At 70.6% G+C, this 23,435-nt stretch carries 17 protein-coding genes; 8 read left to right on the top strand and 9 right to left on the bottom strand.

All coding sequences use genetic code 11. The features are described from left to right. Position 1: 1 nt before the first annotated feature. Positions 2-2,308, bottom strand: coding sequence for a D-alanyl-D-alanine carboxypeptidase (locus tag IF29_RS42460; protein WP_051726186.1), 2,307 nt, complete (start codon positions 2,306-2,308; stop codon positions 2-4). Between the two features lie 257 nt (positions 2,309-2,565). On the opposite strand from IF29_RS42460, the gene IF29_RS0129590 reads away from it, so the two are divergent. From IF29_RS0129590 to IF29_RS0129575, 3 genes are all read left to right on the top strand, one after another. Beyond that, positions 2,566-3,291 (top strand): GOLPH3/VPS74 family protein, encoded by a 726-nt coding sequence (locus tag IF29_RS0129590; RefSeq protein ID WP_030261272.1) that lies wholly within the window; start codon positions 2,566-2,568, stop codon positions 3,289-3,291. A 257-nt stretch (positions 3,292-3,548) separates the two neighbouring features. After that, complete coding sequence (locus IF29_RS0129585) at positions 3,549-4,448, top strand: helix-turn-helix domain-containing protein (RefSeq protein WP_051726185.1); 900 nt, start codon at positions 3,549-3,551, stop codon at positions 4,446-4,448. Positions 4,449-4,698: 250 nt separating this feature from the next. Further along, positions 4,699-4,917 carry a DUF397 domain-containing protein gene (locus tag IF29_RS0129575; RefSeq protein ID WP_030261267.1) on the top strand — a complete coding sequence of 73 codons (219 nt, stop codon included), beginning with the start codon at positions 4,699-4,701 and terminating at the stop codon, positions 4,915-4,917. 103 nt (positions 4,918-5,020) lie between these two features. Here the strand turns inward: IF29_RS0129575 and IF29_RS0129570 are convergent, their stop codons facing one another. Continuing rightward, positions 5,021-5,857, bottom strand: coding sequence for a hypothetical protein (locus tag IF29_RS0129570; RefSeq protein WP_030261265.1), 837 nt, complete (start codon positions 5,855-5,857; stop codon positions 5,021-5,023). Positions 5,858-5,996: 139 nt separating this feature from the next. Here IF29_RS0129570 and IF29_RS0129565 point away from each other — a divergent pair, with 139 nt between their 5' ends. From IF29_RS0129565 to IF29_RS0129550, 3 genes are all read left to right on the top strand, one after another. Next, the gene (locus IF29_RS0129565; protein WP_030261263.1) at positions 5,997-6,791 is read left to right on the top strand and encodes an SDR family oxidoreductase; all 795 of its coding nucleotides are present in this window, start codon (positions 5,997-5,999) and stop codon (positions 6,789-6,791) included. 56 nt (positions 6,792-6,847) lie between these two features. Continuing rightward, the gene (locus IF29_RS0129560; protein WP_030261261.1) at positions 6,848-7,507 is read left to right on the top strand and encodes a pyridoxamine 5'-phosphate oxidase family protein; all 660 of its coding nucleotides are present in this window, start codon (positions 6,848-6,850) and stop codon (positions 7,505-7,507) included. 348 nt (positions 7,508-7,855) lie between these two features. Next, the gene (locus tag IF29_RS0129550; RefSeq protein WP_051726184.1) at positions 7,856-9,241 is read left to right on the top strand and encodes a sugar porter family MFS transporter; all 1,386 of its coding nucleotides are present in this window, start codon (positions 7,856-7,858) and stop codon (positions 9,239-9,241) included. A gap of 109 nt (positions 9,242-9,350) precedes the next feature. Here IF29_RS0129550 and IF29_RS0129545 read toward each other — a convergent pair whose 3' ends face one another. After that, complete coding sequence (locus IF29_RS0129545; RefSeq protein WP_030261258.1) at positions 9,351-11,936, bottom strand: bifunctional FO biosynthesis protein CofGH; 2,586 nt, start codon at positions 11,934-11,936, stop codon at positions 9,351-9,353. A 194-nt stretch (positions 11,937-12,130) separates the two neighbouring features. Here IF29_RS0129545 and IF29_RS0129540 point away from each other — a divergent pair, with 194 nt between their 5' ends. Further along, positions 12,131-13,408: a LolA family protein gene (locus tag IF29_RS0129540; RefSeq protein WP_157623988.1), complete on the top strand. Its 1,278-nt coding sequence runs from the start codon at positions 12,131-12,133 to the stop codon at positions 13,406-13,408. A gap of 362 nt (positions 13,409-13,770) precedes the next feature. Further along, on the top strand, positions 13,771-15,081 hold the full coding sequence (locus tag IF29_RS0129535; RefSeq protein WP_037597119.1) for an ABC transporter substrate-binding protein: 1,311 nt from the start codon (positions 13,771-13,773) through the stop codon (positions 15,079-15,081). A gap of 50 nt (positions 15,082-15,131) precedes the next feature. On the opposite strand, the gene rarD is transcribed toward IF29_RS0129535, so the two are convergent. From rarD to IF29_RS0129505, 6 genes are all read right to left on the bottom strand, one after another. Next, complete coding sequence (gene rarD, locus IF29_RS0129530) at positions 15,132-16,112, bottom strand: EamA family transporter RarD (protein ID WP_030261255.1); 981 nt, start codon at positions 16,110-16,112, stop codon at positions 15,132-15,134. A gap of 72 nt (positions 16,113-16,184) precedes the next feature. Further along, on the bottom strand, positions 16,185-18,260 hold the full coding sequence (locus IF29_RS0129525; RefSeq protein WP_084715177.1) for an APC family permease: 2,076 nt from the start codon (positions 18,258-18,260) through the stop codon (positions 16,185-16,187). Positions 18,261-18,439: 179 nt separating this feature from the next. Next, positions 18,440-19,438 carry a 2-oxoacid:ferredoxin oxidoreductase subunit beta gene (locus tag IF29_RS0129520; protein WP_084715187.1) on the bottom strand — a complete coding sequence of 333 codons (999 nt, stop codon included), beginning with the start codon at positions 19,436-19,438 and terminating at the stop codon, positions 18,440-18,442. A gap of 62 nt (positions 19,439-19,500) precedes the next feature. After that, on the bottom strand, positions 19,501-21,441 hold the full coding sequence (locus IF29_RS0129515) for a 2-oxoacid:acceptor oxidoreductase subunit alpha (protein WP_030261251.1): 1,941 nt from the start codon (positions 21,439-21,441) through the stop codon (positions 19,501-19,503). A 179-nt stretch (positions 21,442-21,620) separates the two neighbouring features. Beyond that, complete coding sequence (locus IF29_RS0129510) at positions 21,621-22,280, bottom strand: response regulator transcription factor (RefSeq protein WP_332262563.1); 660 nt, start codon at positions 22,278-22,280, stop codon at positions 21,621-21,623. Between the two features lie 118 nt (positions 22,281-22,398). Next, the gene (locus IF29_RS0129505; RefSeq protein WP_030261248.1) at positions 22,399-23,424 is read right to left on the bottom strand and encodes a polyprenyl synthetase family protein; all 1,026 of its coding nucleotides are present in this window, start codon (positions 23,422-23,424) and stop codon (positions 22,399-22,401) included. Positions 23,425-23,435: the final 11 nt, after the last annotated feature.

The following is a 23,435-nucleotide window of genomic DNA, read 5'->3' as shown; positions in this document are numbered from 1 at the left end:
TTCACCCCAGCCGGGTGAGCTTGGAGGCCGCGGTGGGCTGCTTCAGCTTGGACTCCAGCACCACCGGGACGGTCTGGGCGGTGGCCCCGGTGCCGACGACCAGGCTGCCGACGGTGGTCCCGGCCGCGGCCTGGTGCGGCAGGCCGCCGCTGGTCGGCGTCAGCGAGATGTCCACGGACAGGCCGCCCCAGCCGGCCACGGTGACGTCCTTGGAGACCACCACCGGGGTCTTCCCGCCGAGCCCGTCGTCGACGTAGCCGACCACGTCGCCCTTCCTGGCGACGGTGTGCGACTTCAGCGCCTGCTCGGCGCTGACGATCACCTTGGAGCTGTTCTTCAGCACGTTGGGCAGCCAGCCGCCGCCGTCACCCCCGGTAGCCGGCTGGCTCAGCACCACCCCGACGATGGTCTGGGTGGTGCCGCCGACCTTGGTCTGCGCGGCCCACATCAGGCAGCCCAGGGCGGCGCTGCTGGTGCCGGTCTTGATGCCGATCACGCCGTTCTTGCCGAGCAGGCTGTTGTTGTTGTAGGTGACCGTGCCCCCGGGCGGGGTGAACGAGGGGGTGCTGACGATCTCCCGGAACACCGCGTCCTGCATGACCACCTCGGCCAGCTTGAGCTGGTCGTTCGCAGTGCTCTTGGTGGTCCCCTCCAGCCCGCTGGGGTCGGTGTAGGTGCTCTTGGACATGGACAGCGCGGTGGCCTCGGCCTGCATCTTGGTGACGAAGGCGGCGTCCGTGCCGGCGTCCCAGCGGCCGAGCAGCCTGGCGATGTTGTTCGCCGAAGGGATCAGCAGCATCTGCAGCGCCTGGTACTCGCTGATCTGCTCACCCACGGTGACCTTGACCACCGACTCCTGGTCCTTGATGCCGTTGTTGTAGTCGTCCACCGCCTGCTGGTCGACGGTGATCGTCGGACCCTGCTCGTCCTTCTTCAGCGGGTGGTCCTTGAGGATCAGGTGCGCGGTCATCACCTTGGTCACGCTGGCGATCGCCACCGGGTCGTCCGAGCCCGAGTGGCCCAGGTTGCCCAGCCCGGAGACCTCGGCCGTCGCCTGCCCGCTGGCCGGCCAGTCCAGGGTGGGCACGGAGCCGCCGAAGGCGTAGGCGGAGTCCGTGGTCATCTTGAGCGTCGGGGCCGGCAGCGGCCGCAGCACCTGGACGATGGCCAGGATCACCAGCAGGAAGACCAGCAGGCCGCCCCAGAGCGTGATCCGCTTCAGCGCGCGGCGCAGCGGGCCGCGCGGCTTGCGGCTGAGCGCCGCCAGCACGTCCATCGCCTCGGAGGTGCTCTCCGGGCTGGGGCTGATCGGGGCGGACCCGGCGCCGGGGCGGCCGCCGTACGGCTGCGCCGGGGACTGCGGGGAGCGGGCCCCGGCCTGGGCGGACGGCTCGTCGCGGTAACCCCAGCCGAACTGGCCGAGGCCGGACGGCTCGGGGGCCCGGTACTCGGCGGTCTGCTGCTCGGACGGGTGCTGCTCGGGGGCCCAGGGTTCCGGGACGTCGACCGGAGGGATCTCGGTGTGCTCCCGGGGACCCTGCGGGATCGACACCTGGCGCAGGGCCCGGGTGGGCTCGTCCAGCTTCGGTGCGCGCAGCGCGGTGGTCGGCGAGTCGAGGCGCAGCGCCGCACCACGGCCGTCCTCGGCCGCCGCGGCGGAGGCCCCGGCGGCGGAGGCCCCGACGGGGACCTCGGCCCCCGTGTCGGACCCCGCACCGGACTCCGGGTCGGCACCCGCACCGGTGGACGACTCGACGGCGACCCCGGCGCCGGCACCGGCGCGGGTGCCCGCGTCCGAGCCCGCACCGCTGCCCGGTCCGGCGCCCGTGCCGGGCCCTGCATCGGCGCCTGCGCCTGCTCCGGAATCAGCCTCGGGACGCGCGTCGGTGCCCGCGCCGGGGCCGGCATCGGGTTCCGCACCGGCGTCGGCCTCAGCACCTGCGGCGGTGCCCGCTGCGGCGGTGCCTTCCTCGGCGGCGGTCCCGTCGGCGTCCCGGTCGGCGGTGTCGGCATCGGTCGCGTCAGCCCCGGACCCGGCATCGGTCCGCGCCTCGGTCCCGGCCTCGCTCGCGGGGGCTGCCGCGTCCGCGGCCGCGCTCGCGGGGGTCTCCGCCCGCGGATCAGCCGGGCGGTCCGCAGGACGTTCCGCAGGGCGGTCCTGGTCCGGTTCCGGTTCCGTCGGCGCCGGGCCCGCGGTGGGCTGGGACGGCTCGGCCGTACCGGTGCGGCTGAACCATGACTCGGGCTTCGCCGCCCGGTCCTCGCCCGCCCCGCCGTTCCGCTCCACCCTGTCGGGGGACTCGCCCACGTAACCCAACCTCCTCGCACGCCCGGACAGACGCCCATACCCGGACGTCTCTCCCCAAGTTTCTTTCACAACCACGACATCGCTGGTCCGCCGCACCTTCGACCGGCGATTCCTTTGTGATACCAGCCGCTCCTGTGGCAGACGTGGGGCATATCCAAGCGGTTCCCGAGATCACGGTGTCGTGTCACTCTCGAGGCACTCTCGACAGCAGGGTGTGAGAGGCGTCACTCTGTCTTCATCCACGCGGGGAGGCTTGGATGGGCAAGAGCCGCAGAACAATTCCCGAGGAACTGTTGTTGCTCGCACTGGACCCGACGACCGGGACCACCGCGCAACCGCAGACCCTTGACCTCGGTCTGGCCGGAGCACAGCTCGTCGAGCTGGCGATGGCCGGAAGAATAGTCCCGGACGGGGACCGGATCGCCGTGGTGAACCCACGGCCGACCGGTGACCCGACCCTGGACCACGCGCTCGAACTGCTGCGCCGTCGCGGCAGTGCGGTGCGTGCCGTGCACTGGATCGGCGGGCCCCGGCTGGGGCTGCGCCAGACGTACCTGGCACACCTGGAGCGGTGCGACATGGTGCGGGCAGTGCCGGGCCAGGTGTGCGGGGTGCTGCCGACGACGCGCTATCAGGCGTCCGACGACTGCACGAACAGCGCGATCAAGGAACGCCTGGACACGGCCATCCGGACCGGGGTACCCCCGGACCCCCGGACAGCCGCCCTGGCAGCCCTGGCCCACGCCGTGGGTCTGGGGAAGCATCTCTACCCGGGTAACGAGGGCCGCTCCTCGAGGTCACGCCTGCGTGACCTGATCCGGTACGACCCGCTGGGCGGGATGGTCGCGCACGCCGTGATGGACGTGCAGAACGGCCTTCCGGCCGCACAGGGCAGGGGTGCAGCGCAGACCGCTGCCGCCCCCGGCCGTACGGCAGCCCGACCGTCCGTACTGCCGGGAATGGCGCGCGCAGCCGTACGCTGACGCCGGCCTTGGCAGCACTCGCGCAGTAACCAGGCAGTAGCCGTGCGATGCCTGTGCAGGACCCGTGCAGTACCCGTGCAGTGACGCCGACCGCCGCTGCCGACCGCGACCACCCTCGCGGCCGGCAGCGGCGGTCGGCGTTTGCGCGAGCGTGCGCACGGCAGCACGAGGCGGCGTACGAGTGTACTCGCGCGCCCCTGATCCGCGCCGATTGCCCCACGCGGCAACCCCTTGCGGTGGCATGCTGCTGGAACGGAATGCATTCCAACGAATCCCGAGCGAAAGCCGGAGGACCCGTGTCGTCCGCCAGCATCAACCCCACCGTCCGCCGCCGTCGTCTAGGCGCCGAACTGCGCAGGCTCCGTGAGCAGAAGGGCCTGACCGCCGAGGAGGTGGCCCAGCAGCTGCTGGTCTCCCAGTCGAAGATCAGCCGGCTGGAGAACGGCCGACGGAGCATCAGCCAGCGCGATGTGCGCGACCTCTGCGAGGTGTACGGGGTCGGTGACGAGTCGTTGATAGACGGCCTGATGACGATGGCCCGGGAGTCGCGGCAGCGCGGCTGGTGGCACGCCTTCGGCGACGTCCCCTACAGCGTCTACATCGGTCTGGAGGCCGAGGCGATCTCGGTGCGCAACTACGAGTCGCTCTTCGTGCCCGGCCTGCTGCAGACCCGGGAGTACGCGCACGCCGTGGTGACCGGGATCCAGCCGGAGGCGACCCCGGAGCAGAACGACAAGCGCACCGACATCAGGATGCTGCGCCAGGACCTGATCAAGGACCGGGAGGATCCGATGCGGCTGTGGGCCGTCGTCGACGAGGCGGCGCTGCACCGCGAGGTGGGCAGCCCCGAGGTGATGCGGCGTCAGCTCGCGCACCTGATCGAGATCAGCCAGCAGCCGCACATCAACGTGCAGGTGCTCCCCTACAGCGTCGGCGCCCACCCCGGGATGAGCGGCACCTTCTCCATCCTGGACTTCCAGGACGCCCTCGACGCCAGCGTGGTCTACCTGGAGGGCGTCACCAGCGACCTGTACCTGGAGAAGCCGACGGACGTACGCCTCTACTCGATGATGTACGAACACCTGCGCGCCCAGGCGCTGAACCCGGACCAGACCCGGGAACTGGTCGAGCAGGTGGCCCGGGGCTTCGAGCGCTGACCGCCGCGTTCCGGCTTCGGGCCGGGCCAGGTCGGGCATGCTACAGCACGAGGACTTACCTGATCCTTGCCTCCTGGGCAATTACATCCAGGTAGGCGAACATCGGGGGCCGCCTTTGCTCCCCGGAGGGCCGGAGGAGCAGAGTGAGCCTCAGCACCACCGCAACAGGAACCCACACAGCATCAGAGCACCCATCCAGTACCGATTACTGATGGACCGGATCGAGTGCGGAGTCTGGAGCAGGAAAGCCATGACCCAGAACAACCTCAGCGACAACGACAACGGCCTCAACTGGAAGAAGTCGAGCTACTCGGGCAACGGCAACTGCGTCGAGGTGGCCAAGCCGCCCGCCGCGGTCGCGGTCCGCGACTCGAAGGACCCGGGCGGCCCGGCGCTCAGCTTCACGCCGGACGCCTGGACCGCCTTCATCGCCGGCGTCAACGACGGCGCGTTCGAGCAGCACCGGTAAGGCCCTGCTCCCGGACCCACGGGAGCCCAGGGGATCAGGGCAGATCACATCGGCGGGACCTCGCAGCAGCGACTGCGTGGTCCCGCTTCCTCGCTGTGCACCGTCAGCGCAACTGGTCCACGTAGAGGTCGGTGCCCGGCAGGGTCGGCACGAACGGGGCCACCAGCTCCACCCGCGCCCCCGGTACCGCTGCGGCCACGTCCGCGTCCAGGCCGGTGAAGGCGGACCAGCAGCTGCGCGGGTCCTCCTGCAGGAACCAGAGCAGGGTGAGCCGGGTGTCGGTGCCGTCCACCGGCTTGACGTAGGACATCTTGTCGACCGGCAGCGGCAGCGGGCGGAAGACCACGCACATCGCCGCCGGGCCGCCGGCCCGCAGCCGGCCGGGCAGGCCGCGCTCCAGCAGCCAGTCCAGCAGCTGGTCCCGCTGCTCGCCGCTCTCGCAGTCGACGACCTCCAGCACCAGCCCCTGGTACGGCTGGTCCAGCGCGTGGACGTCGCGCGGGCCGGCCGCGCCGTCCCGGTAGGCGACGCCGGCGTGCTGCTGGAACGAGGTGAAGACATGGGTGCGGTCCCGGTAGACCCGGCCGTCCCGGTTGAGCCGCTTGTTGATGCCGATGGTCCAGCGCATGTGCGCGTCGTGCCGGCCCTCGGTGATCCAGTACACCGAGAGGTAGCACCCCGCGGTCACCGGCTCGGCCACGGCGGACTTCTCGGGGTAGCGCAGCAGTTGCAGGTCCCGGGTGGCCACCCAGCGCCGTCCGGCGAACATCCACGGCATGGCCATCGCGCCGGCGTAGAAGTGGTCGTCCTCGTACCAGCGGTTGTAGCCGTACTCGTGCCCCGGATGCGGCTCCACCATGGTGATCAGCGCGGAGCCGATCGCCACCCCGTACGGACCGCGCGAGGCCAGCTCGGCGTACTGCGAAAGGTCGTCAGTCATAGCGCCTGACGGTACGTCAGTTACCGTGGACTTCCCAGATCCGTGCGCGAAGTCGGACCCGCCGCTGCTGCCGCTCTGGCCTTCGCCGGGCGTCCGCCCTAAGCTGACGCACCGTCAGTTTCTCTTGGAGGGCCGGACCATGTCGCTGCTCGAAGGTCGTACCGTCGTCGTCTCCGGGGTCGGCCCCGGCCTGGGCCAGCAGGTGGCCGTCCGCGCCGCGCGGGAGGGCGCCAACGTGGTGCTCGGGGCCCGGACCGAGGAGAACCTCGCCAAGGTCGCGGCCGAGGTCGAGGCCGCGCACCCGGGCGCGGGCCGGGTCGCCTGGCGCTCCACCGACATCGCCGAGGACGACGCCTGCACCGCACTGGCCGCCCTCGCCGTCGAGCGCTACGGCCGGATCGACGCGGTGGTCCACGTCGCCGCCCTGGACAGCTACTTCGGCGGCCTCGCCGACGCCGACTTCGCCTCCTGGCGGCGGGTGCTGGACGTCAACCTGATCGGCACGCTCCAGCTCACCCGGGCCTGCCTGCCCGCACTGAAGGAGCGCGGCGGCTCGGTCGTGATCATCGGGACGCAGTCCGCGGTCGCCGCCCCCAGCCAGGTCCGCCAGGCCGCCTACGCCGCCTCCAAGGGCGCGCTCACCTCGGCGATGTACTCGATGGCGCGGGAGCTGGGCCCGGACCGGATCAGGGTCAACACGGTGCTGCCCGGCTGGATGTGGGGCCCGGCGGTGGAGATGTACGTGCAGTGGACGGCGGGCACCGAGCAGATCCCGGAGGAGCAGGTCAGGGGTCGGCTGGCGGAGCGGATGGCGCTGCCGGAGCTGGCCACCGACGGCGACGTCGCCGAGGCGGCGCTGTTCTTCGCCTCCGACCGGGCCAGGTCGATCACCGGGCAGTCGCTGCTGGTCAACGCCGGGGAGATCATGCGCTGAGCACCCGCCGTGGAATTCCCGGCAGGGCGGAGTCGGCTGACCGTAGGGTCGGTGCCATGACGACTACTGCCGGTACCCACACCTTCGAGGCCCTGGTGGCCGACGCCATCACCGACCCGGACGCGCTGCGCGAGCTCTACGCCCAGCCCAACGATTCGGCCGTGCGCAAGCAGATGGACGTGCTGACCCCGCAGACGGCGGCACTGATCGGGTGCTCCTCGCTGGTCCTGGTCGCCAGCGCGGACCCGGAGGGCCACTGCGACGTCTCCCCGCGCGGCGGTCCGGCCGGATTCGTCTCGGTGCTGGACCACCGGACGCTGGCGATCCCGGACGCGACCGGCAACAAGCGCCTGGACACCCTGCACAACGTGGTCACCACCGGCCGCATCGGACTGCTGTTCCTGATCCCGGGCCGCCCCACCACGCTGCGGGTCAACGGCCGGGCCTGCGTCTCGGCCCGTCCGGAGCTGCTGTCGCAGCTGACCGCGGTGGGGAAGCCGCCGGTGAGCGCGCTGGTGGTGGGGATCGAGGAGGTCTACCCGCACTGCCCCAAGTCGTTGATGCGGTCCTCGGCCTGGCGGCCGGAGCAGTGGCTGCCCAAGGACGCCCAGCCCTCCTCCGCGGAGGTGACCCTGGCCCAACTCCGGCTGCCCGGGCTGACGATCGCGGACATCGAGCAGACCGAGGCCGATTCCCTGAAGTACCGCTACGAGTGACTCCTCCTCTGGTGACGATCCGGCCGGTCCTGACGAAGCGTGGGTTCATCGTGAGGAGCGGCCGGCGTTTCAAGCAATCACCATGACAGTCAAGGGGAGGTAAAATCGTTCCACCCGCAGATCGAAGTTCAGGAATATGAACTCGTTAATCGGGGCAAGGTCGCCCAAGCCTGACATCCTGTCGGGATCAACGATCTCGGATGTGAACGCAGACTCTTGACCACTTGTCAGGAGCGCGCTTCAATCCGAAGGCGGAACCAAGCAAGGCAAGCTCCTTTACCACCCGGTCGGTCCTGCGAAGCGCGCTGACGACCATCCAGGTGAGTAAACGAGACAAGGCGACCTGCCATGACCCAGACCGCAACAGCACCGCCGTCCGCGCTGCGCAGGATCAATCCGGCGACGCTCTACTTCTTCGGTGCCCTCGGCGGCATCCTCTTCGGCTACGACCTCGGGATCATCTCCGGCATCCTGGTCGTGATCAACAAGGTGTGGAGCCTGACCGGCTTCGAGAAGGGCGTGGTCACCGCCAGCCTCTCGGTCGGTGCCATGATCGGCGCCGGGCTGGCCGGCCGGCTGTGCAACCGGGTCGGCCGCCGCCGGACCATCATGGCCGCCGGAGGGGTCGTCATCCTCGGGACCGTCGCCTGCTCGCTGGCGCCCAACTTCGACTCCCTGGTCGGCTTCCGCACCGTGCTCGGCGTCGGCATCGGCCTCTCCTCGGCGACCGTGCCGACCTACATCTCCGAGCTGGCCCCGGCCCGGATCCGCGGGGCCATGGGCGCGCTCAACCAGATCTTCATCGTCAGCGGGATCCTGATCGCCTTCCTGGTCAGCTACTGGCTGCAGCCGCACCACCTGTGGCGCTGGATGTTCGCCGGGGCGATCGTCCCCGCGGCGATCCTGATCATCGGCCTCACCCTGCTGCCGGAGACCCCGCGCTGGCTGCTCAACACCGGCAAGGAGGACGAGGCCCGCGCGGTGCTGGCCAGCACCCACGGCCGCGAGGGCGACGACATCGACGCTGAGGTCGCGTCGATCCGCGAGGTCATCGCGCTCGACAGCCAGCAGAGCGGACGGATCCGCGACCTGGGCGCCGCCTGGGTCCGGCCGATGCTCTTCGTCGCGCTGCTGCTGGCCGTGGGCCAGCAGTTCAGCGGGGTGAACGCGATCAACGCCTACTTCCCGACCATGCTGATCTCGCTGGGCTTCACCGCCAACACCGCGCTGCTGTCGGCGATCATCCTGGGGATCACCAAGCTGGCGTTCACCGCGTGGGTGGTGTTCGTGGTGGACCGCTGGGGGCGGAAGCCGCTGCTGCTCATCGGCAACGTGGTGATGGTGGTCACGCTGGGGCTGACCGGCTGGGTCATCCTCAACGTCCACGACAAGAACACCCTGGGCACGCTGGCGGTGATCCTGCTGGTGCTGTACCTGGCCGGGTACGAACTGGGCTGGGGCGCGGTGGTCTGGGTGATGATGGCCGAGGTGTTCCCGCTCAAGGTGCGGAGCATCGGCATGGGCGTCGGCGCGGTGGTGCTGTGGGCGGCGACCGGGATCATCACAGCGGTCTTCCCGATCATGTCCGACCACAACCATCTGGGGCTGGGCAAGTCGATGTACGTCTTCGCCGGGATCAACGCACTGCTCTTCGTGCTGACCTGGCTCCTGGTCAAGGAGACCAAGCAGCAGAGCCTGGAACAGATAGAAATGAGCCTCCGCGACGCCGCCTGATCTCGCTTCTGTCTTTTAGGGGCGCGGGGAACTGCGCTGCCAACCATGCACCTCCGTAGAGGGCTGGTCGCGCGTGCAGTTGATCAAGCAGAGCCCCGCGCCCCTGTTGTTAATCCGCTAGTGGGAGCAGCTGTGGAAGGTGCCCGTCGGAGGCCAGGGCGGCGGCCCTCCGCTCCGCGGGGACCTCGCCGTAGGTGGTGGTGCGCTGGGCCGCAGGCCGTCCCGCTGCGGCGGCGATGGCCTCCAGCCCGCGGATGGACTCGTAGCTGCCGTAGGCGGATCCGGCCATCCGGGAGATGGTCTCCTCCATCAGCGTCCCGCCGAGGTCGTTCGCGCCGGAGCGCAGCATCTCCGCCGCTCCCTCCGCCCCCAGCTTCACCCAGCTGGTCTGGATGTTGGGGATCCGCTCGTGCAGCAGCAGCCGCGCCATCGCCGTGACCGCGCGGTTGTCCCGCAGGGTGGGTCCGGGGCGGGCGATCCCGGCCAGGTAGACCGGTGCGTTGGTGTGGATGAACGGCAGCGTCACGAACTCGGTGAAGCCGCCTGTCCTCTCCTGGATCTGCGCCAGCAGCCGCAGGTGGCCGAGCCAGTGCCGGGGCTGGTCCACATGCCCGTACATCATCGTGGACGAGCTGCGCAGCCCCAGCTCGTGGGCGGTGGAGACGACCTCCACCCAGGTCGCCGCCGGCAGCTTCCCCTTGGTGAGGATCCAGCGGACCTCGTCGTCCAGGATCTCCGCCGCCGTCCCCGGGATGGAGTCCAGGCCGGCCTCCTTGGCCTGCTGCAGCCACTCCCTGACGGACAGACCGGTCCGGGTCGCGCCGTTGACCACCTCCATCGGCGAGAAGGCGTGCACATGGATGCCGGGGACCCGCTCCTTCACCGCCCGCGCGATGTCGAAGTAGGCGGTGCCGGGCAGGTCCGGGTGGATGCCGCCCTGCATGCAGACCTCGGTGGCGCCGACCTCCCAGGCCTGCGCCGCCCGGTCGGCGACCTGCTCCAGCGAGAGGGTGTAGGCGTCGGCGTCGGTGCGGCGCTGCGCGAAGGCGCAGAAGCGGCAGCCGGTGTAGCAGACATTGGTGAAGTTGATGTTCCTGGTGACGCAGTAGGTCACGGTGTCGCCGACGGCCGCGCGCCGGACGTCGTCGGCGATGCCGCAGAGCGCGTCCAGGGCCGGACCGTCGGCGTGGAACAGCGCCAGCGCCTGATCGTCCGTCAGCCGGGTCGGGTCGTCCGCCGCGGTCCGCAGCGCCTCGCGCACGTCCCCGTCGATCCGGGACGGCACCGAGTGCTCGGCGGCCTGCTCGCGCAGGGCCTCCCAGTCGCCGTAGACCTCGTCGAAGTCCGCGCGGCGGTCGCCGCTGCGGCCCTCGGTGTCGATGCTCGCGTGGAGGTCGGTCCGGCCGGAGGGCGTGAAGGCCTCGTCCGGCTCCTGCCAGGGCAGGCCGACCGGAAGTGCCTCCGGGCGCGCCAGGCCCGTCTCCGGGTCCGCCAGGGCCCGTACATGGGGCAGTACGCGTGGATCCAGCCAGGGCTCGCCGTGCTTCACGTACTCCGGGTAGACGGTGAGCCGCTCGCGCAGCTGGAAGCCGGACTCGGCGGTGCGGGCCGCCAGGTCCTCGATGTGCGGCCAGGGGCGCTCCGGGTTGACGTGATCCGGCGTCAGCGGCGAGACGCCGCCCCAGTCGTCGATGCCGGCGCCGATGATCAGCGCGTACTCTGCGTCCACCAGGTTGGGCGGGGCCTGGATCCGGGCGGAGGGGCCGAGGATGACCCGGGCCACGGCGATGGTCGCGGCCAGCTCCTCCAGCTCGGCGTCGGGCATGGCCCGCATCGCGGTGTCGGGCTTGGCCCGGAAGTTCTGCACGATCACCTCCTGCAGCCCGTGGTACTGCCGGGAGATCCGCCGCAGCGCGAACAGCGCGTCGGCCCGCTCCTCGTGGGTCTCGCCGATGCCGATCAGCACACCGCTGGTGAAGGGGACGTTGGAGCGGCCGGCGTCCTCCAGGACCCGCAGCCGCACCGCGGGCTCCTTGTCGGGCGAGCCGAAGTGCGGGCCGCCGGGCTCGGACCAGAGCCGGGTGGCGGTGGTCTCCAGCATCATCCCCATGGACGGCGCCACCGGCTTCAGCCGCTGGAAGTCGGTCCAGCTCAGCACCCCCGGGTTGAGGTGCGGCAGCAGTCCGGTCTCCTCCAGCACCCGGATCGACATGGCCCGGACGTAGGCCAGGGTGTCGTCGTAGCCGTGCGCGTCGAGCCATTCGCGGGCCTCGGGCCAGCGGTCCTCGGGGCGGTCGCCGAGGGTGAACAGCGCCTCCTTGCAGCCCAGCGCGGCGCCCTTGCGGGCGATGTCGAGGACCTCGTCCGGCGAGAGGTAGGGGCCGTGGCCCTCGGCGCGGAGCTTGCCGGGGACGGTGACGAAGGTGCAGTAGTGGCAGCGGTCCCGGCAGAGCCGGGTGAGCGGGACGAACACCTTCTTGGAGTAGGTGACCACTCCGGGCCGCCCCGCCGCCGCCAGGCCCGCGTCGCGGATCCGGGCAGCCGTGCCGCACAGGTCGCGCAGGTCGTCGCCGCGCGCCTGGAGCAGCACCGCGGCCTCCCCCGGGTCCAGCGCCACGCCCTCGCGGGCGCGGTGCAGCGCGCGGCGCATGGCGTTGGCGGTCGGCGTTCCCGGCAGGGCTCCCTGATCCTTCATGCCCTGAACCTTAACGGGGAAAGCCGTCGGCGAACCCTGAGACCGTCTCAGGGTCGGCTGGTTCGCCAGGCTGACCCGACTTCCCCCGCTGGAGCGATCCGCCGGGAACCGGGTAGGCGTCTAATGGAGGGTAAGGGCACGGGCCGTCGAGGGGAGCGGTGCGGCCGGCCGCGCAGACGGAGGGAAACGGCACCATGGCGAACGACGAGAACGAGAACGGGATCGGCCCCGTGCGCATCCCGGCGCCCGGAGCGGGACAGGACCTGCCGGGCGCGGCGACGGCCGCCGGTTCGGCTCCGCGCGGCAGGGGCCGGCGCCGGGTGCTGCTCCCGGCCGCGATCGCGGTGGTCGCGGTGGCGGGGGTGGCCGCGGTACCGGCGCTGGCGGCGAGCTCCTCGGACCTGCCGTCGGTCACCGCGCAGCAGCTGCTGGCCAAGGTGCTGGCGAGCAAGGCGCAGACCTTCTCCGGCACCGTGCAGGCCAAGGTCGACCTGGGCATCCCCTCGGAGATCGCCGCGGCGATCCCGTCCGCGGTGTCCGGCGCCGGCGGCAGCTCGGCCCAGGCCTCGCAGGCCCAGCTGGCGGAGCAGCAGCTGGTGGCGCTGGCCTCGGGCGGAACGCACACCTTCCAGGTGGCCGCGGACGGCCAGGACCGGCAGCGGGTCTCCTCCACCGACTCCGGCTCGGCCTTCACGCTGGTCCACAACGGCAGCTCGGCCTGGGCCTACGACGCGCAGGGGAAGACCGCGACGCACGTCACCGGACTGCGGTCGGGCACCGCCACCGGCCAGGACAAGGGCCTGACCGACCCGCAGCAGGCCGCCACCCAGGCGCTGGCCGCGCTCGGCTCCTCCACCACGGTGTCGGTGGCCGGCACCTCCAAGGTCGCGGGCCACTCGGTCTACGAGCTCAGCGTGAAGCCCAAGGGCTCGGGCTCGACCATCAGCGAGGTCCGGATCGCGGTGGACGCCGACAACGGGCTGCCGCTCCAGGTGCGGGTGAATCCGTCCGACGGCAGCGACTCGATCCTCAACATCGGGTTCAGCACCGTCTCCTTCACCGCCCCGGCGGCCTCCACCTTCGACTTCACCCCGCCCAGCGGGACCAAGGTGGTCCAGCAGTCGAGCAGCGGTGGTACCGCCGCCGGGCACGGCGCCCTGACCGAAAAGGGCGCGGCCGGAGCCAAGGGTTCGAAGGTCATCCCGGGGAACGGCAGCGCGGACGATCACAACGTCAATACGATCGGCACCGGTTGGAGCACGATCTACCGGTTCGACGCGACGGCGGCCGGCAGCGGTTCGGGCGGCAAGTCCGGTGCGGCCGACGAGCTGGGCGCGATCAAGTCCTTCGGCAAGCAGGTGCCGGGCGGCACGCTGATCTCCACCAAGCTGGTCAATGTCCTGGTCACACCCAAGGGCACGGTCTACGCCGGTGCGGTCACCCCCGCACTGCTGGAGCAGGCTGCGAAGTAGCAGCAGTTCCGTAGCTCAGCGGAACACCCCTGCTACGCAGGGGAATCAGGAGGGGCGTCCGAAGTCGGGCGCCCCTCGCTGCACATTCGCACCACCCGCAGTGGTGTCATTTTCGCGGTCGAATGTATCCGAAATGTGCCCGGAATCCGTCTCAGTGAGCGATTCCTGACTTGACGCACAGGCTTGCCGGACTGTCAGATGATGCCTATTCATCTGAACGTGTGAAGGTAATCTGTGCCGGGTCGTGTGGATCCCCCTCCCTCAGTTCCTGACCGAGCGGCGGCACAGGCAACCTGTGGCGCCCGTGTGCGACGGCGGCACCGCACGATCACTGGCACGACAGGAGTCATCCACACATGGCCATGAGCCGCCGAACCTTCCTTGCCGCTTCCGGAGTCGCAGGAGCGGCCGCAGGCACCGGGCTGCTCTCCGCATGCAGTTCGGGCACCAAGACCACCGCGGGCGCCAACGGCGCACCCACTGAGCTCGAAGTGTTCTCGTGGTGGACCGCCGGCGGTGAGAAGGATGCGCTCAATGCCCTGGTCGCGGTGTTCTCCCAGAGCAATCCGCACGTCGAGTTCATCAACCGGGCGGTCACCGGCGGCGCCGGCGCCAACGCCCAGGCGTTGCTGGCCAAGCGGCTGGCCGCCAAGAACCCCCCGGACACCTTCCAGGCCCAGGCCGGCGCGATGGTCGGCGACTACATCACCGCCGGGCAGGTGGAGGACCTCACCTTCCTCTACCAGCAGCAGGGTTGGGACAAGCAGTTCAACCCGCAGGTGCTGAAGCTGATCCAGCGCGACGGCAAGTACTACTCGGTGCCGGTGGACATCCACCACATCAACGTGCTCTGGTCCAACATCGCGCTGTGCAGGAGCCTCGGCATCAGCACCGCCCCCAAGACCATGACCGAGTTCATCGGCAACCTGAAGAAGGTCAAGGCCGCCGGCAAGATCCCACTGGCCGTCTCCCGTGACCCCGCCCAGGACTGGCAGGTCAAGCACATCATGGAGACGGTGCTGGTCAGCACCCTCAAGGCGGACGACTGGGCGGCCCTGTGGAAGAAGGGCGGCAACTGGAACTCGGCCAAGGTCAGCACCGCGCTCAGCACCTTCCACGAGATCATGGGCTACGCCCCCGGCACCGGCGCCCAGTACACCAGTTGGGACCAGGTCAGCTCGCTGGTCGGCAACGGCGCGGCCGCCTACCAGATCATGGGCGACTGGACCGAGGCTAACTTCGCGGTGACGCTCAAGCTCACCGGCAACATCGACTACACCTGGGCCCCGGTCCCCGGCACCCAGGGGACCTTCCTCTTCGCCGCGGACTGCTTCACCCTGCCGGTGGGCGCCAAGGACCGGGAGGCCTCCGTCGCCTGGCTGACCACCTGCGGCAGCCAGACCGGGCAGGACGACTTCACCTCCGTCAAGGGCGCGATCCCGCCGCGGTCGAACATCAGCGCAGATGAGCGCGACCTGTTCGACCCCTACCTGCAGTGGTCGCTGGACCAGTGGCACAGCGACATCATCGCGGGCTCGCTCACCCACGGCGTGGTCGCCTCCGGGGCCTGGAACACCGCGATCGACCAGGCCGTGATCGGGTACCTCAAGGACAACAGCATCCAGACGCTGCAGAACGCGCTGGTCGCGGCGGCGGCCAAGTACCAGGTCTGAACCGGACCCCACGGTCCTCCCGGTCCGGGGGCCAAGGGCGCTCCCCCGCCTCAGCGAGCGGCGGAGGAGCGCCCGTCGGCAGCGGCCGCCTCGACGGCCGGTACGCCGTCGACCGGCGTGCTGTCGGCACCCCTGCCGCCGGCGCCCCTGCGGTCGCGCAGCGCGTCCGCGGTGAGCAGTGCCAGGGCGACCCAGACCAGGGCGAAGCCGGCCCAGCGGGCCGGCGGCATCTGCTCGTGGAAGACGGTGATGCCCAGCCCGAACTGGAACACCGGGGCCAGGTACTGCAGCAGCCCCAGCGTGGTCAGCGGGACCCGTACCGCCGCCGCGCCGAACGCCAGCAGCGGCAGCGCGGTGACCAGTCCGCAGAGGACCAGCAGCACGCTGTGGCCCCAGCCGTAGGAGCCGGGCGCGGTCCGGCCCAGGGTGCCGCTGCCGCTGACCGCGAGGTAGACCAGGAAGCCGAACGCGGGGAAGAACTGGAACGCGGTCTCACCGGCCAGGCTCTCCAGGCCGCTCAGCCCGACCTTCTTCTTGATCAGGCCGTAGCCGCCGAAGCTGAAGGCCAGCACCAGCGCGATCCAGGGCAGCCGTCCGTAACCGACCGTCAGCACCAGCACCGCCAGTGCGCCGGTGCCGACCGCCACCCACTGCGCCCGGCGCAGCCGCTCCTTCAGCAGCAGCACCCCGAAGGCGATGGTGACCAGCGGGTTGATGAAGTAGCCGAGCGAGGTCTCGACGACGTGGTCGCTGTTGACCGCCCAGATGTAGACGCCCCAGTTCACCGACACCAGCGCCGCCGCCGAGCCGATCATCAGCAGCCGCCGCGGCTGCCGCAGCAGCGGTCCGATCCAGCTCCAGTGCCGCTGGAACAGCAGGATCCCCGCCACCGCCACCAGTGACCACACCATCCGGTTGGCCAGGATCTCCAGTGCCCCGCTGGGCTTCAACAGCGGCCAGTACAGCGGGAACAGCCCCCAGAGCCCGTAGGCCACCACCCCGAACCAGAATCCGCGCCGCTGCTCGCCCATGCCGCCCGCCCCTTCCGACCGCTCGTCCCTTCTGAGGAAGGTAGAGGGCGGAGGGGTGGGATGTCATGTCCGTTAAACGGTGACGGTGCTGTCAGCCTCGGCCTCGGCGCGGCTCGGGTGGTCCGGCAGGATGACGTCGAACGGGACGATCGTGGCCACCACGTTGGGCAGCTTGCCGACCGCGCGGGCGATGTGGTCGGCGGTGCGGCGGTGCAGCAGCCGGCCGAGGACCGGCGAGTAGTTGCGCTCCGGGATCAGCAGGGTGATCTGGCTCTTCCGGTCCGCGGTGTTGCGGGTGATCAGCTCCAGCAGCGCCCGGGTGATCCGGCGGTCCGGGCACTGGACGATCTCCAGCGGCAGGTCGCCGACCTCGGCCTCGGCCCACTGCGCCGCCAGCTTCTCCGCCTCCCGGCTGTCGATCATGAAGTGGATGGCCCTGATCTCCTGCGGCCGCAGCGAGCGGGCGTAGGCGATGGCCTTGAGCGCGGCCAGGTCGACCCGGTCCACCAGGATGTACATCAGCTGCCGGCGGTGGCGCGGGGCGGTGGTGTCGGCCGGCGCGGCGGCCAGCGCCTCGGCCTCCTCGCGGTAGCGGCGGTTCACCCGGATCAGCGAGAACACGCCGATCGGGAAGAGCACGACCACCATCCAGGCGCCCTCGGTGAACTTGGTGATCGCGAAGATCGCGACGATGGTGATGGAGGCCGCCGCGGCCAGCGCGTTGATGATCAGCTTGGCGGTGCGGCCGCGCTCGCGGCGGGTCCAGTGGTGCTTCACCAGGCCGGTGCCGGCCATGAAGAAGCCGGTGAAGACGCCGATCGCATAGAGGCCGAGCAGCTTGTCCAGCTTGGCGTCGGTGCCGATCAGCAGCGCCAGCGAGACGCCGGTGAGGGTGAGGATGCCGGAGGAGAACGCCAGCCGGTGGCCGCGACGGGTGAGCTGGCGCGGCAGGAAGGAGTCCTCGGCGACGAAGCTGGCCAGGAAGGGGAAGCCGTTGAAGGAGGTGTTGGCGCCGGTGTAGAGGATCAGCGCGGTCGCCAGCTGCAGGAAGACCAGTGCGGCCTGGCCGATCCAGGTGCTGCCGAAGACCAGGTCGGCCTCCTGGGACAGCACGCTGGGGTTGCCGCTGCTGAACGGGATGGAGTGGGTCAGGTAGGCCAGCCCGGAGACCCCGAGGACCAGGATCCCCAGCGTGAGCGACATCGCCACCAGGGTCTTCCGGGCGTTGGGGCCCTGCGGGTTGCGGAACGCGCTGACGCCGTTGGAGATGGCCTCCAGACCGGTCAGCGAGGTGCCTCCGTTGGCGAAGGCCTTGAGCACCAGGAAGACCGAGGCGCCCATCAGCAGGCTGCTGTGGTTGCCGTCCAGGCCCAGCCCCAGCGCGCCGTGGGCGTGCACGTCGGCCTTGGGCAGGTCGCCGGAGAGCAGCCGGATGCCGGCCACCACGAACAGCAGCCCCATCCCGGCCATGAACAGGTAGGCCGGCAGCGCGAAGGCCTTGCCCGCCTCGCGGATGCCGCGCAGATTGCCCCAGCAGAGCAGCAGCACGATGCAGACCGAGATCAGCAACTGGTAGTTGTCGACCCAGTTGTAGGCGTCACCGCCGAGCAGGTGCACCAGCGACAGCAGCGCGGTGGTGCCGGCCGCGGTCTGCACCGCGACCGTGACGATGTAGTCGATCAGCAGCGCCACCGCGGCGACCTGGGCGACGTTGGGGCCGAAGTTCTCCCGGGCCACCACGTAGGAGCCGCCGGCCCGGGTGTAGGCCATGACCACGTCCCGGTAGGAGAGCGTGAGCAGGGTCAGCACGCAGAGGATCGCCAGGGTCACCGGCAGCAGCAGGGTGAAGGCGGCGACGCCGATCACCGGGATCAGGATGGTGAGCATCGCCTCGGAGCCGTACGCCGAGGACGATATGCAGTCCGAGGCCAGGACGCCGAGGGCGACCGGGTTGGACAGCTTCTCGTGGGAGAGCTGCTCGGTGACCAGGGGCTTGCCGAGCAAACCTTTCTTCACCCGGTAGCCCAGGCTCTCCGGCAGCACCGGGAGCGCCGACGGTGCCGCCGGCGGGGCCACGGACGGCGGCGGCGACGGCGGCCCGTCCGCGGGAGCGGGTGCGGGGCTGCTCACACTGGTGCGGCTGTCCATGGCGGGGTTCCGATCGGAGAGTGCTGCTGTTGTCCGCTGCCATGCATACCCCTAGGCAAACGGACAAACAGGACATAAATACCCACCGTTAAGGATTCGTTGCGGATCTTAGCGACTCTCTAACGCGTGATCCCCCCGAGAGGCTCGGGGGGATCACGGTGGCGCTGCTCTTCGGGACCTCAGTCGACCGTCCAGGTGTCGGATCCGGTCAGCAGGGCGCCGAGGTCGCCGCGGCCGCGCTGGGCCACCGCCTGGTCCAGCTGGGTCAGCATCTGGGTGTCGTAGACCGGGCGCTGGACGCTGCGCAGCACCCCGATCGGGGTGTTGTGCAGGGTGTCCTGGGCGGCCAGCCGGGTGAGCGCGAAGGCGGTGGTGGGGCTGTCCGCGTGGGCGTCGTGGACCAGCACCCGGTCGGCGTTGTCCGCGGTGACGGCGGCGGTGGTGAGGTCACCGGTGGCCGGGTCCCGGAAGACGCCCATGCCGTTGTCGGAGCCGAAGCGGATCGGCTGCCCGTGCTCCAGCCGGATCAGCGCCTGGTCCCGGGTGGCCGGCTCCTTGAGGGCGTCGAAGGCGCCGTCGTTGAAGATGTTGCAGTTCTGGTAGATCTCCACCAGGGCGGTGCCCTGGTGCTCGGCGGCGGCGCGCAGCACCGACTGCAGGTGCTTGCGGTCCGAGTCGATGGTCCGGGCGACGAAGCTCGCCTCGGCGCCGACGGCCAGCGACAGCGGGTTGAACGGCGCGTCCAGGGAGCCCATCGGGGTTGACTTGGTGATCTTCCCGACCTCGCTGGTGGGGCTGTACTGCCCCTTGGTCAGACCGTAGATCCGGTTGTTGAACAGCAGGATCTTGAGGTTGACGTTGCGGCGCAGGGCGTGGATCAGGTGGTTGCCGCCGATCGACAGCGCGTCGCCGTCGCCGGTCACCACCCAGACCGACAGGTCCGGACGGGAGGCCGCCAGCCCGGTGGCGATGGCCGGCGCGCGGCCGTGGATGGAGTGCATCCCGTAGGTGTTGAGGTAGTACGGGAAGCGCGAGGAGCAGCCGATGCCGGAGACGAAGACGATGTTCTCCCGGGCCAGCCCGAGCTCCGGCAGGAACGACTGGACCGCGGCCAGGATCGCGTAGTCCCCGCAGCCGGGGCACCAGCGCACCTCCTGGTCGGACTTGAAGTCCTTCATGCTCTGCGGGGCGGCGGCCTTGGGGACCAGGCCCAGCGAGGGGAAGGCGTGCGTTTCCGTGCTCACGACTGGACCTCCAGCTGGGCGGTGAGTGCGTCGGCGAGCTGCTCGGCCTTGAACGGCAGCCCGGTGACCTGGGTGAACGACTGGGCGTCGACCAGGTACCTGGCGCGCAGCAGATGCGCGAGCTGCCCCAGGTTCATCTCCGGGACCAGGACCCGGTCGTAGCCGGCCAGCACCTCGCCGAGGTTGGCCGGGAAGGGGTTGAGGTGGCGCAGGTGCGCCTGGGCGACCTCGCCGCCGGCCGCCCTGACCCGGCGCACCGCGGCGGCGATCGGGCCGTAGGTCGAGCCCCAGCCCAGCACCAGCAGCCCGGCCTTGCCTGAAGGGTCGTCAACGACGAGGTCCGGGACGGTGATCCCGTCGATCTTGGCCTGCCGGATCCGGACCATGTGGTCGTGGTTGGCCGGGTCGTAGGAGATGTTCCCGGTGCCGTCCTGCTTCTCGATGCCGCCGACCCGGTGCTCCAGGCCGGGGGTGCCGGGGACGGCCCAGGGGCGGGCCAGCGTCTCCGGGTCGCGCAGGTAGGGCCAGAAGCTGCCGTCCGGGCGGTTGGGCTCGGTGGCGAACGGGACCCGCAGGTCCGGGAGCTCGTCGGGCTCGGGGATGCGCCAGGGCTCGGAGCCGTTAGCCAGGTAGCCGTCGGAGAGCAGGAACACCGGGGTGCGGTAGGTCAGCGCGATCCGCGCGGCCTCCAGCGCGGCGGTGAAGCAGTCGGCGGCGGTGGCCGGGGCCACGATCGGCACCGGGGCCTCGCCGTTGCGCCCGTACATGGCCTGCAGCAGGTCGGCCTGCTCGGTCTTGGTCGGCAGGCCGGTGGACGGGCCGCCGCGCTGGATGTCGATCACCAGCAGCGGCAGTTCCAGCGACACCGCCAGGCCGATGGTCTCCGACTTCAGCGCCACGCCGGGGCCCGAGGTGGTGGTCACCCCCAGCGAGCCGCCGAAGGCCGCCCCCAGGGCGGCGCCGATGCCGGCGATCTCGTCCTCGGCCTGGAAGGTGCGCACACCGAAGTTCTTGTGCTTGCTGAGCTCGTGCAGGATGTCGCTGGCCGGGGTGATCGGGTAGGAGCCCAGGAACAGCGGCAGCCCGGACTGCTCGGACGCGGCCACCAGCCCGTAGGCGAGGGCCAGGTTGCCGGAGATGTTGCGGTACCGGCCGGCCGGGAAGGCGGCGGTGGCCGGGGCCACCTCGTAGGAGACGGCGAAGTCCTCGGTGGTCTCGCCGTAGTTCCAACCGGCCCGGAACGCCGTGACGTTGGCCTCGGCGATGTCGGGCTTGTTGGCGAACTTCACCCGCAGGAAGCGCTCGGTTCCCTCGGTCGGCCGGTGGTACATCCAGCTCAGCAGGCCCAGCGCGAACATGTTCTTGGCCCGCTCGGCGTCCTTGCGGGCCAGGCCGCTGTCCTTGAGCGCCTCGACGGTGAGCGTGGTCAACGGGACCGGGTGCACCGAGTAGGCGTCCAGCGCGCCGTCGCCGAGCGGGTCGGCCGCGTAGCCGACCTTGGCCAGCGCCCGCTTTGTGAACTCGTCGGTGTTGACGATGATCTCCGCACCGCGCGGCACGTCGCCGAGGTTGGCCTTGAGCGCCGCCGGGTTCATCGCCACCAGCACGTGCGGGGCGTCGCCGGGGGTCAGGATGTCGTGGTCGGCGAAGTGCAGCTGGAAGCTGGAGACGCCGGGCAGGGTCCCTGCGGGGGCCCGGATCTCGGCGGGGAAGTTCGGCAGCGTGGAGAGGTCGTTGCCGAAGCCGGCGGTCTCCGTGGTGAAACGGTCGCCGGTGAGCTGCATGCCGTCGCCGGAGTCCCCGGCGAAGCGGATCACCACCCGGTCGAGCTTGGTCACCCGCTTGCCGTCGCCGTTCTGCGCGGGCATGCCCGCGACCGGCGCTACCGGCAGTGGCTCGTCTTCCGTGGACTCCGAAACCTCGACCTGACTGGTCACCGGACTGGCCTCCCTAGACGCCCCGGCACCGTGTTGACCGGTGCCCTGCCTGGCATCCTATGCCGGTGGCCGACCGCCGTGCGGCAAGCCCGCGACATCCCTCTGACCTTGCCCGACAGCTTATCTGACTATCCATCAGATGTGGTGCAGGAGACAGGTTCCCGAGGTTTAGGAGTTGTTCAGGAGTTGAGGTGCGTGAGCACCGCCAGCACCCTGCGGTGGTCGTCCGAGCTCTGGGTCAGCCCCAGCTTCATGAAGATGTTGCTGACGTGCTTCTCCACCGCGCCGTCGGACACCACCAGTTGCTTGGCGATGGCGCTGTTGGTCCGCCCCTCCGCCATCAGCCCCAGCACCTCGCGCTCACGGGGCGTCAGCGCGTCCAGCACGTCGTGCCTGCGGCTGCGGCCGAGCAGCTGCGCCACCACCTCCGGGTCCAGCGCGGTGCCGCCCTCGGCGACCCGCACCACCGCCTCGGTGAACTCGCGGACGTCGGCGACCCGGTCCTTGAGCAGGTAGCCCACCCCGCGGGTGGAGCCGGCCAGCAGCTCGGAGGCGTAGCGCTCCTCGACGTACTGTGAGAGCACCAGCGTCCCCACCCCGGGATGCCGCCTGCGCAGCTCCACGCAGGCCCTGACGCCCTCGTCGGTGTGGGTGGGGGGCATCCGCACGTCGGCGACCACCACGTCCGGCAGGGTGTTCGCTGCCGCGAGGGTGTCGATCAGGGCGAGCAGTTCCTCCCCGTCGCCGACCCCGCCGACGACCTCAAGCCCTCTGTCGGCGAGGAGTCTGGTCAGACCCTCCCGCAGCAGAACCGAATCCTCGGCGATCACCACTTGCAGCACAGTGCGCTCCCCCGTTCTGGGCTCTGGTCTGTCGCGCGGGTGCGGGAGGTGCCGGCTTGCTGTTCGCGCAGTTCCCCGCGCCCCTGACGTGTGCAACTGGCCCGCACCCGACCGGTCACATCGTACGCAGCGCGACGACGTCGCAGAGCCCCTCCAGGGCCGACTTGGCCGGGCAGTCGGGCAGGGGTGCCAGCAGTCCGCGGGCCTCCTCGGAGTACCGCAGCGTGTCCTCGCGGGCCCGCGCCAGCGCCGGGTGGCTCCGGAAGAGCGTGAGCGCCTCCGCGTGGCGCTCGTCCGCGGCCGGGTCGTCGGCGGGGAAGCCGGCGTCAAGCAGTTCGCGCAGCCGCAGGTCACCGGGGACCGAGGGGTCCGGCGCCGCCGCGCGCAGCAGCAGTTCGGGGAGGGTCGGCACGCCCTCGCGCAGGTCCGTGCCGGGGGTCTTGCCGGACTCGTGGCTGTCGCTGGTGATGTCCAGCAGGTCGTCGGCGATCTGGAACGCGGTACCGATGCGTTCGCCGTACTGGGTGACGATGTTCACCACGGCCTCGTCCGCGCCCGCCATCAGCGCGCCCAGGTGGCCGGAGACCGCGATCAGCGAGCCGGTCTTGCCGGAGATCACGTCCAGGTAGTGCTGGACCGGGTCGTCCTCGGGGCGGGGTCCTGCGGTCTCCAGGATCTGGCCGGTGACCAGCCGCTCGAACGCGTCGGCCTGGACCCGGACCGCCTCCGGGCCGAGGTCGGCGAGGATCTTGGAGGCGCGGGAGAACAGGAAGTCGCCGGTGAGGATGGCGACCGAGTTGTCCCAGCGGGCGTTGGCACTGGGCGTGCCGCGCCGCATCACCGCCTCGTCCATGACGTCGTCGTGGTAGAGGGTGGCCAGGTGGGTCAGCTCCACCACCACGGCGGAGGGGACCACGCCGGGCGCGTTGGGATCGCCGAACTGCGCGGCGAGCAGCACCAGCAGGGGACGGAGGCGCTTGCCGCCGGCCTCCTTGAGGTGCTGCGCGGTGACTGTGATGAACGGCACGTCGCTCTTGGTGGCCTCCGCGAGCGCCTGCTCGACGGCGGCGAGTCCGATCTGGACGTCTGCTTCCAGTGCCTGGTTCTGCACGCTCAGCCCGAAGGGCCCCACGACGGTCACCGGGAACTCTC

Origin of the sequence: Streptacidiphilus jeojiense (assembly GCF_000719095.1) — a bacterium.
Classification (GTDB): Bacteria; Actinomycetota; Actinomycetes; order Streptomycetales; family Streptomycetaceae; genus Streptacidiphilus; species Streptacidiphilus jeojiensis.
This window is presented reverse-complemented; position numbering and strand designations above follow the sequence as displayed.

Coding starts and splice junctions, on each gene's coding strand:
- IF29_RS0129540 (WP_157623988.1), top strand. CDS start 12,131: ATGGCGAACGACGAGAACGAGAACGGGATCGGCCCCGTGCGCATCCCG.
- IF29_RS0129535 (WP_037597119.1), top strand. CDS start 13,771: ATGAGCCGCCGAACCTTCCTTGCCGCTTCCGGAGTCGCAGGAGCGGCC.
- IF29_RS0129575 (WP_030261267.1), top strand. CDS start 4,699: ATGACCCAGAACAACCTCAGCGACAACGACAACGGCCTCAACTGGAAG.
- IF29_RS0129565 (WP_030261263.1), top strand. CDS start 5,997: ATGTCGCTGCTCGAAGGTCGTACCGTCGTCGTCTCCGGGGTCGGCCCC.
- IF29_RS0129550 (WP_051726184.1), top strand. CDS start 7,856: ATGACCCAGACCGCAACAGCACCGCCGTCCGCGCTGCGCAGGATCAAT.
- IF29_RS0129560 (WP_030261261.1), top strand. CDS start 6,848: ATGACGACTACTGCCGGTACCCACACCTTCGAGGCCCTGGTGGCCGAC.
- IF29_RS0129585 (WP_051726185.1), top strand. CDS start 3,549: ATGCATTCCAACGAATCCCGAGCGAAAGCCGGAGGACCCGTGTCGTCC.
- rarD (WP_030261255.1), bottom strand. CDS start 16,112: ATGGGCGAGCAGCGGCGCGGATTCTGGTTCGGGGTGGTGGCCTACGGG.
- IF29_RS0129525 (WP_084715177.1), bottom strand. CDS start 18,260: ATGGACAGCCGCACCAGTGTGAGCAGCCCCGCACCCGCTCCCGCGGAC.
- IF29_RS0129570 (WP_030261265.1), bottom strand. CDS start 5,857: ATGACTGACGACCTTTCGCAGTACGCCGAGCTGGCCTCGCGCGGTCCG.
- IF29_RS0129520 (WP_084715187.1), bottom strand. CDS start 19,438: ATGAAGGACTTCAAGTCCGACCAGGAGGTGCGCTGGTGCCCCGGCTGC.
- IF29_RS0129590 (WP_030261272.1), top strand. CDS start 2,566: ATGGGCAAGAGCCGCAGAACAATTCCCGAGGAACTGTTGTTGCTCGCA.
- IF29_RS0129545 (WP_030261258.1), bottom strand. CDS start 11,936: ATGAAGGATCAGGGAGCCCTGCCGGGAACGCCGACCGCCAACGCCATG.